Source organism: Thioalkalivibrio sp. ARh3, assembly GCF_000377265.1.
Classification (GTDB): domain Bacteria; phylum Pseudomonadota; class Gammaproteobacteria; order Ectothiorhodospirales; family Ectothiorhodospiraceae; genus Thioalkalivibrio; species Thioalkalivibrio thiocyanoxidans.
On sequence record NZ_KB897948.1, the window covers coordinates 440,947 to 447,462 of the forward strand.

8 protein-coding genes and 1 pseudogene are annotated in these 6,516 nt (G+C 65.4%); 1 reads left to right on the forward strand and 8 read right to left on the reverse strand.

Going from position 1 to position 6,516, the window contains the following annotated elements; genetic code table 11:
* Positions 1-5: 5 nt before the first annotated feature.
* From hscB to C995_RS0106940, 7 genes are all read right to left on the reverse strand, one after another.
* A complete protein-coding gene (gene hscB, locus C995_RS0106910) occupies positions 6-530 on the reverse strand; it encodes a Fe-S protein assembly co-chaperone HscB (protein WP_018864228.1) in 525 nt (174 codons plus the stop codon).
* A 118-nt stretch (positions 531-648) separates the two neighbouring features.
* On the reverse strand, positions 649-972 hold the full coding sequence (gene iscA / locus C995_RS0106915; RefSeq protein WP_018864229.1) for an iron-sulfur cluster assembly protein IscA: 324 nt from the start codon (positions 970-972) through the stop codon (positions 649-651).
* Between the two features lie 7 nt (positions 973-979).
* On the reverse strand, positions 980-1,390 hold the full coding sequence (gene iscU / locus C995_RS0106920; protein WP_018864230.1) for a Fe-S cluster assembly scaffold IscU: 411 nt from the start codon (positions 1,388-1,390) through the stop codon (positions 980-982).
* A gap of 54 nt (positions 1,391-1,444) precedes the next feature.
* Positions 1,445-2,668, reverse strand: a complete 1,224-nt coding sequence (locus tag C995_RS0106925; RefSeq protein ID WP_018864231.1) for an IscS subfamily cysteine desulfurase — start codon at positions 2,666-2,668, stop codon at positions 1,445-1,447.
* Positions 2,669-2,695: 27 nt separating this feature from the next.
* Entirely contained in the window at positions 2,696-3,190 is a 495-nt protein-coding gene (locus tag C995_RS0106930; RefSeq protein ID WP_018864232.1) for an Rrf2 family transcriptional regulator, read from the reverse strand.
* A gap of 57 nt (positions 3,191-3,247) precedes the next feature.
* Positions 3,248-4,075: a serine O-acetyltransferase gene (gene cysE / locus C995_RS0106935; RefSeq protein WP_196800149.1), complete on the reverse strand. Its 828-nt coding sequence runs from the start codon at positions 4,073-4,075 to the stop codon at positions 3,248-3,250.
* 57 nt (positions 4,076-4,132) lie between these two features.
* On the reverse strand, positions 4,133-4,870 hold the full coding sequence (locus C995_RS0106940) for an RNA methyltransferase (protein WP_018864234.1): 738 nt from the start codon (positions 4,868-4,870) through the stop codon (positions 4,133-4,135).
* A gap of 149 nt (positions 4,871-5,019) precedes the next feature.
* On the opposite strand from C995_RS0106940, the gene C995_RS0106945 reads away from it, so the two are divergent.
* On the forward strand, positions 5,020-5,832 hold the full coding sequence (locus tag C995_RS0106945) for an inositol monophosphatase family protein (RefSeq protein WP_018864235.1): 813 nt from the start codon (positions 5,020-5,022) through the stop codon (positions 5,830-5,832).
* Positions 5,833-6,306: 474 nt separating this feature from the next.
* Here C995_RS0106945 and C995_RS14415 read toward each other — a convergent pair.
* A pseudogene (locus tag C995_RS14415) lies at positions 6,307-6,516 on the reverse strand (IS110 family transposase); the annotation flags it as partial.

A 6,516-nucleotide genomic window follows, 5' to 3' on the forward strand; every position in this document is an offset into this window, starting at 1 on the left:
GCGGCTCAGCCGCGCGCCAGGTTCTGTCGGGTTCGTTTCAGTTCGGCCAGCAGGCGATCGAAAAAGCGCAGTTCGAGCACACGATCCTTGGCCTGCGTCCCGGGTGACGCCGGATCGGCCAGGGCCTCGGCGACCTTCGAGCGCGCTTCGTCACGCGCCTTTTCCAGCTCCATCCCCACCGCGTCCAGTTCCTCGCGGTCGCCAGCGGTCTCGGCCTCTTCCAGCCGTTCACGCCACTCGATCTGGGCCTCGATGAACTCGATGTTCTGGCTGGTATCGCGTTCGGCATCGAACGTGATGCCGGCGCGCTCCAGCAACGCCACCGCACGGCGGTAGTCATCGTCGAGGATCGCGTAGGCCTCGTTGACGTCGGCCGCCATGGCCGCGGCCATGCGCCGCGCCTGGTCGCCCTGGCGGACAAAGCGGTCGGGGTGCAGCTCGGCCTGCAGGCGCTTGAAGCGCTCGGCCAGCTGCTGACGATCGATCTCGAAGGCGACCGGCAAGTCAAACTGCTCGAAGGGGTCGGTCATGACGTCCTGTTGTCCTCGCAACGAGAGACTGGCATCGGGCACGGGCGCCCAACGCAAAACGGGGTGGGACAGTGGCTGCCAGGCAACCACCATGCACCACCCCGGATGCGTGCATCAGTCAGATGCTGAAGCTTTCACCGCAGCCGCACCGGGCCTTCTCGTTCGGGTTGTTGAACTTGAAACCCTCGTTCAGGCCTTCCTTGCCAAAGTCCAGCTCGGTGCCATCCAGATAGACCAGCGATTTCGGATTGACCACGAGCTTCACGCCACGATCCTCGAACACCGTGTCGGTATCCTCGATATCGTCCGCGAACTCGACCACGTAGGCCATGCCCGAGCAGCCGGTCGTCCTGACCCCGAGGCGCACGCCTACCCCCTTGCCACGCTGGGCAAGAAAGCTCTGGATGCGCTCGGCCGCCGGTTCGGTGAGTGTAATCGCCATAGGCACCTCAGGCGGTCTTCTGCTCGGCCTGCTCGCCCTGATCGTGCCGCTCCTGATAGTTGGAGATGGCCGCCTTGATCGCGTCCTCGGCCAGCACGGAGCAGTGGATCTTCACCGGCGGCAGGGCCAGCTCTTCGGCGATCTGGGTGTTCTTGATCTGGCTCGCCTCTTCCAGGGTCTTGCCACGCACCCACTCGGTGAGCAGCGAGCTGGAGGCGATGGCCGAGCCACAGCCGTAGGTCTTGAACTTGGCGTCTTCGATCACGCCGTCGTCGTTGACCTTGATCTGCAGCTTCATCACGTCGCCGCAGGCCGGGGCGCCGACCATGCCGGTGCCGACGGAGTCGTCGTTCTTGTCGAAGCTGCCGACGTTGCGCGGATTTTCGTAGTGGTCCAGAACCTTGTCACTGTAAGCCATGACCGTTCTCCTGTTGCGTAGTACGCGTTGCGTTCGTGGTATCGAGCCGGTGGCCTAGTGGGCCGCCCACTCGACGGTGCTCAGATCGATGCCATCCTGGTACATCTCCCACAGCGGGGAGAGCTCGCGCAGCTTGGCGACCGCGGCACGCACGATCTCGACCGTGTGGTCGACCTCCTCGACGGTCGTGTAGCGACCGATGGAGAAGCGGATCGAGCTGTGTGCCAGCTCGTCGTCGCGGCCCAGTGCGCGCAGCACGTAGGACGGCTCCAGGCTCGCCGAGGTACAGGCCGAGCCGGAGGATACGGCGATGTCGCGCAGCGCCATGATCAGGCTCTCGCCCTCGACGAAGTTGAACGAGACATTCAGGTTGTGTGCGACCCGCTGCTCGGCGTCGCCGTTCAGGTAGACCTCTTCCATGCCGTCGAGCCCCGCCCACAGGCGGTCGCGCAGCATGCGGATGCGCTCGAGTTCGGTGCCCATTTCCTCGCCGGCGACGCGGAAGGCCTCGCCCATGCCGACGATCTGATGGGTCGCCAGCGTGCCGGAGCGCATGCCGCGCTCGTGGCCACCGCCGTGCATCTGCGCCTCGATGCGCACCCTCGGCTTGCGGCGCACGTACAGCGCACCGATGCCCTTCGGCCCGTAGACCTTGTGCGCGGAGAAGCTCATCAGGTCCACCGGGAGCTTGGACAGGTCGACTGCGACCTTGCCGGCGGACTGGGCCGCGTCCACATGGAACACGATCCCGTGCTCGCGGCAGACATTGCCGATCGCCTCGATGTCCTGGATCACGCCGATCTCGTTGTTCACGTGCATCACGGAAACGACGATCGTATCGTCGCGGATCGCGTCCTTGAGTTCCTGCAGGTCCACCAGGCCGTTGTCCTTCACGCCCAGATAGGTGACCTCGAAGCCCTCGCGTTCCAGCTGGCGCGCGGTGTCCAGCACGGCCTTGTGCTCGGTCTTGACCGTGATGATGTGCTTGCCCTTGCGCTGGTAGAAATTCGCGGCACCCTTGATCGCCAGGTTGTCGGACTCGGTGGCGCCGGAGGTCCAGATGATCTCCTTCGGGTCGGCGCCAACCAGCGCGGCGACCTGTTCACGGGCATTCTCCACGGCCTTTTCCGCACCCCAGCCGAAGCTGTGGCTGCGCGATGCCGGGTTGCCGAACAGGCCGTCCTTGGTCAGGCAGCCGGTCATCTTCTCGGCCACACGCTCGTCGACCGGCGTGGTCGCGGAGTAGTCCAGGTAGATGGGCAGTTTCAGGTCACTCATTATGCGTTCACTCCTTACGCAGCCGCCTCAGGCGGTCGCATTGCTCGATTTCGTTGCACCGCCCTTCAGGGCGTTGCCATGCATGACCACTTCTTTCACGCCATCCTGTGCCATCTGCGCCTGATGCCGCTCCAGGACATCCGCCAGCGTCCGGTTGCTGAGAAAGTCGTAGAGCTGCTGGCTGAGATCGGTCCACAGGTCATGCGTCAGACAGCGCGACTCGGAATTGCAGTTGGCCTTGCCGCCGCAGCGCGTGACATCCACGGGCTCGTCCACCGCGACGATGATCTCGGCCACCGAGATACCCTCGGGCTCCCGACTCAGCGCATAGCCACCGCCCGGGCCGCGACTGCTGTTCACCAGTCCCTGCCGGCGCAGCCTGGAAAAAAGCTGCTCCAGGTAGGACAATGACAGTTTCTGGCGTCGTGCCACCTCGGCCAGCGATACCGGGCCGTTCTTGGTGTGCATCGCCACGTCCAGCATGGCGGTGACGGCGTAGCGCCCTTTGGTCGTCAGTTTCATGGCTGTGTCTGCTTCCTGCTCATTTGCCGCGCAGCTTAGAATACCTGACCAAAACGATCAAGTATTCCCCTGCTGTTTACGTTCTTGTTGGCTTTGCGCAGGCTGGGGGACTTCGCATTCGTCCGGCTCCAGCCCCTCCAGATCGCAGGGCTCGATCGGCCCCGAATCCGCATCGCCCACCACCTCGCCGGGGTCGATCCCCGCACGCTTCAGGGCCTGGCAGGCCTTGTCCATGCGCTCGTCCAGTTCGTGCACGCGATGCACGATCCGGTGAATCGCGTTGGCCACCGGGTCGGGCATGTCGCGGGCCACGCCATAGGCATCGAAGCCCATGCGGTCGGCCATCTGCTGAAACCGCGGGTCCGGCTCCGGCCGCGGACCGATGACCCGCGCCGGGATTCCCACCGCGGTCGCATCCGCGGGGACATCCTTCAGCACCACGGCATTCGATCCGATGCGCGCGTGGTCACCCACGTGGATCGGGCCGAGCAGCTTGGCCCCCGCGCCGATGACCACCTCGTTGCCTAGTGTCGGGTGGCGCTTTCCCCCTTCCCAGCTGGTGCCACCAAGGGTCACCTGGTGGTAGATCGTGCAGTCGTCGCCGACCTCGGCCGTTTCGCCAATCACCACGCCCATGCCGTGGTCGATGAAGAACCGCCGCCCGATCTTCGCGCCCGGATGAATCTCGATCCCGGTCACCCAGCGGCTGAAGTTGGCAATCATCCGCCCCAGCCAGCGCATACGATGCTTCCACAGCCAGTGCGCCAGCCGGTGATACCAGAGCGCATGCAGACCGGGATACGCCGTCACCACCTCGAAGGCGTTGCGGGCAGCGGGGTCGCGTGCGAACACGCAGCGAATGTCCTCGCGCATCCTGTCAAACATGGTCCGGCCTCATTCCTGAGTCATTTACTAAGGTATCACTTCCATGCGCGCCCCGCCTCAGCGGCCACGCTCCGTGTGCGTCAATATGCCGCGCAGCATGCGCACCTCGCTGGCACTGAGCCCCGCGCGCATATAGAGGTGGCGCAGACGCCGCATCAGATGGCGCGGATTCTCGGGGTCAAGCACCTCAATGGTCGTCAGCGCCCGCTCGAAATGGCTGAACAGGCCCTCCATCTCCGCCTGGGTCGCTCGCGGGTCGCGCGCATCCTCGGGCTCGACTGATTCCGCGACCGACTCCCCGGCCAGGGCCGCCATGCGCAGCGCGTAGGTCATCACCTGCACGCTGCCGGCGAGGTTCAGGGAGCTGAAATCTGGGACGGTCGGGATCTGGACAAAGGCATTGCAGTGATCCAGCTCGGGGTTGGTCAGCCCGCTGTGCTCGCGCCCGAACACCAGCGCGACCGTCCCCTCGGACGCATGCGTCAGCACCTGTCCGGCCGCGACGTCCGGGCCCAGCACGGGCACGGAATGCGTGCGCAGCCGGGCGCTGGTGCCGATCACCCACACACAGTCCGAAACCGCAGCCGCCAGGTCATCAACCACCCGGGCCCGCGCCAGCAGGTCATCGGCCCCGGAGGCCAGCGCCGTGGCATCGGCATGCGGAAACCGCTCCGGCGCCACCAGCACCAGATCCGTAATCCCCATCGCCTTCATTGCGCGCGCGGCGGAGCCGATGTTGCCGGGATGCGTTGTGCCGACCAGCACGACCCGCACCCGGCCCAGGCGTTGCTCCATTCGTGGAATCCCCTTCGTTCAAGCCGCCGGATTGTACACACCGGTGCCCGCGACTTCCCAAAAATGAGCCGCTTGTGTATTGTTCGCGGCCTTTCCGCGGCGCGTGCGCGCACCCGCGGGACACCCCGCAGAACACCAGGAGACACTCCATGCACCCCATGCTGAACACGGCGGTATCGGCGGCCCGCGAGGCCGGACGCATCACCACCCGCGCCTGGGGACGACCGGATCGCATGAACACGCGCGAGAAGGCCCGCAACGACTGGGTGTCGGATGTTGACCTCTCCGCCGAACAGGCGATCGTGCAGACGCTGCGCCGCGCCTACCCCGACCACACGATCATGGCCGAAGAAGGCGGGCAGCAGGACGGGGCCGACGCGGAGTACGTCTGGATCATCGATCCGCTGGACGGCACCACCAACTACCTGCGCGAGATCCCGCAGTACGGCATCTCCATAGCACTCAAGCACAAGGGACGGCTGGAACAGGCGGTGGTCTACGACCCGCTGAAGGAAGAGCTGTTCACCGCGACGCGGGGTGCCGGGGCGTTCCTCAACAGCCGCCGCATCCGCGTATCCGACCGCAAGGACCTCAACGGCGCCCTGCTGGGCACCGGCATCCCCTTCCGCGAAGGGCAGGATCTGGAACGCTACCTGAGCAGCCTGCGCCACCTGGTGCCGGGTACCGCCGGTGTGCGCCGCCCCGGCTCCGCCGCGCTGGATCTGGCCTGGGTTGCCTGCGGGCGCTTCGATGGCTTCTGGGAGATGGGCCTGCAGCCCTGGGACATCGCGGCAGGCCTGCTGCTGGTGCAGGAGGCCGGTGGTGTCGTCAGTGACTGGGCCGGCAACCCGGACGTGCTGCGCCGCGGCGATGTCGTCGCCGGCAACCCGAAGGTCCTCAAGGCCATGCTGCAGCGCCTGCACCAGGCCGAAAAAGAACGCGCCGCCCAAACGAACGACTGAGCCCTCCTCCCTTCGATCGCCCTGCCGGGCTAACGCTCAGGCGCGCCCGCGCCTCCGCACCGTTTAGGCTGGCCCTCGTTCGCCGTCTGGTACTTACGTACCTGCGGTCGACCGCCTGCCTTGTTGAGGCTGGCCCTGGTTCAGCATCCGGTGTTTACGTGCCTTCGGCCCGCATACTGCCGAGCACTCACTCGCGAGCGCGCCGCGCCAGTTTTCAATCAAAAACGGGCTTCTTTGCTCGTGCAAAGAAGTGACCAATAAACACGCCCGGGATTCGCCCAGGAACCTTGCTCCGGACGCGCCAGGCTGGCGGCGCTGAAACTCGCTTCGCTCAGACAGTCAGCGCCCCGTGTCTATTTTGAATCGTCCGGCCTGTCACGCCCTCCACAAGGGGCTCATATCGGGAGGGAAGATCAAAACAGAAGGTGTTCCAGCACTTCTGGCTATCCCGTACGCCGTAGATACCGTCTTGCCCTATGAGGTGCAAGGCGTGTCATTTCGGGGTTGATACGGGGTTTGCGACTTGAGGACGCCGAAGGCGATGTGCAGGAGCTTGCGCATGGCTGCCCCGATCGCAGCCATCTTGGCCTTGCCCCGCCTCAGGAGACGGTGGTACTGGTGCCGTACGTCCGGGTTGTGGCGGGTGGCCACGACGGCGGCCATGTAGAGCGTTTTGCGCAGCCG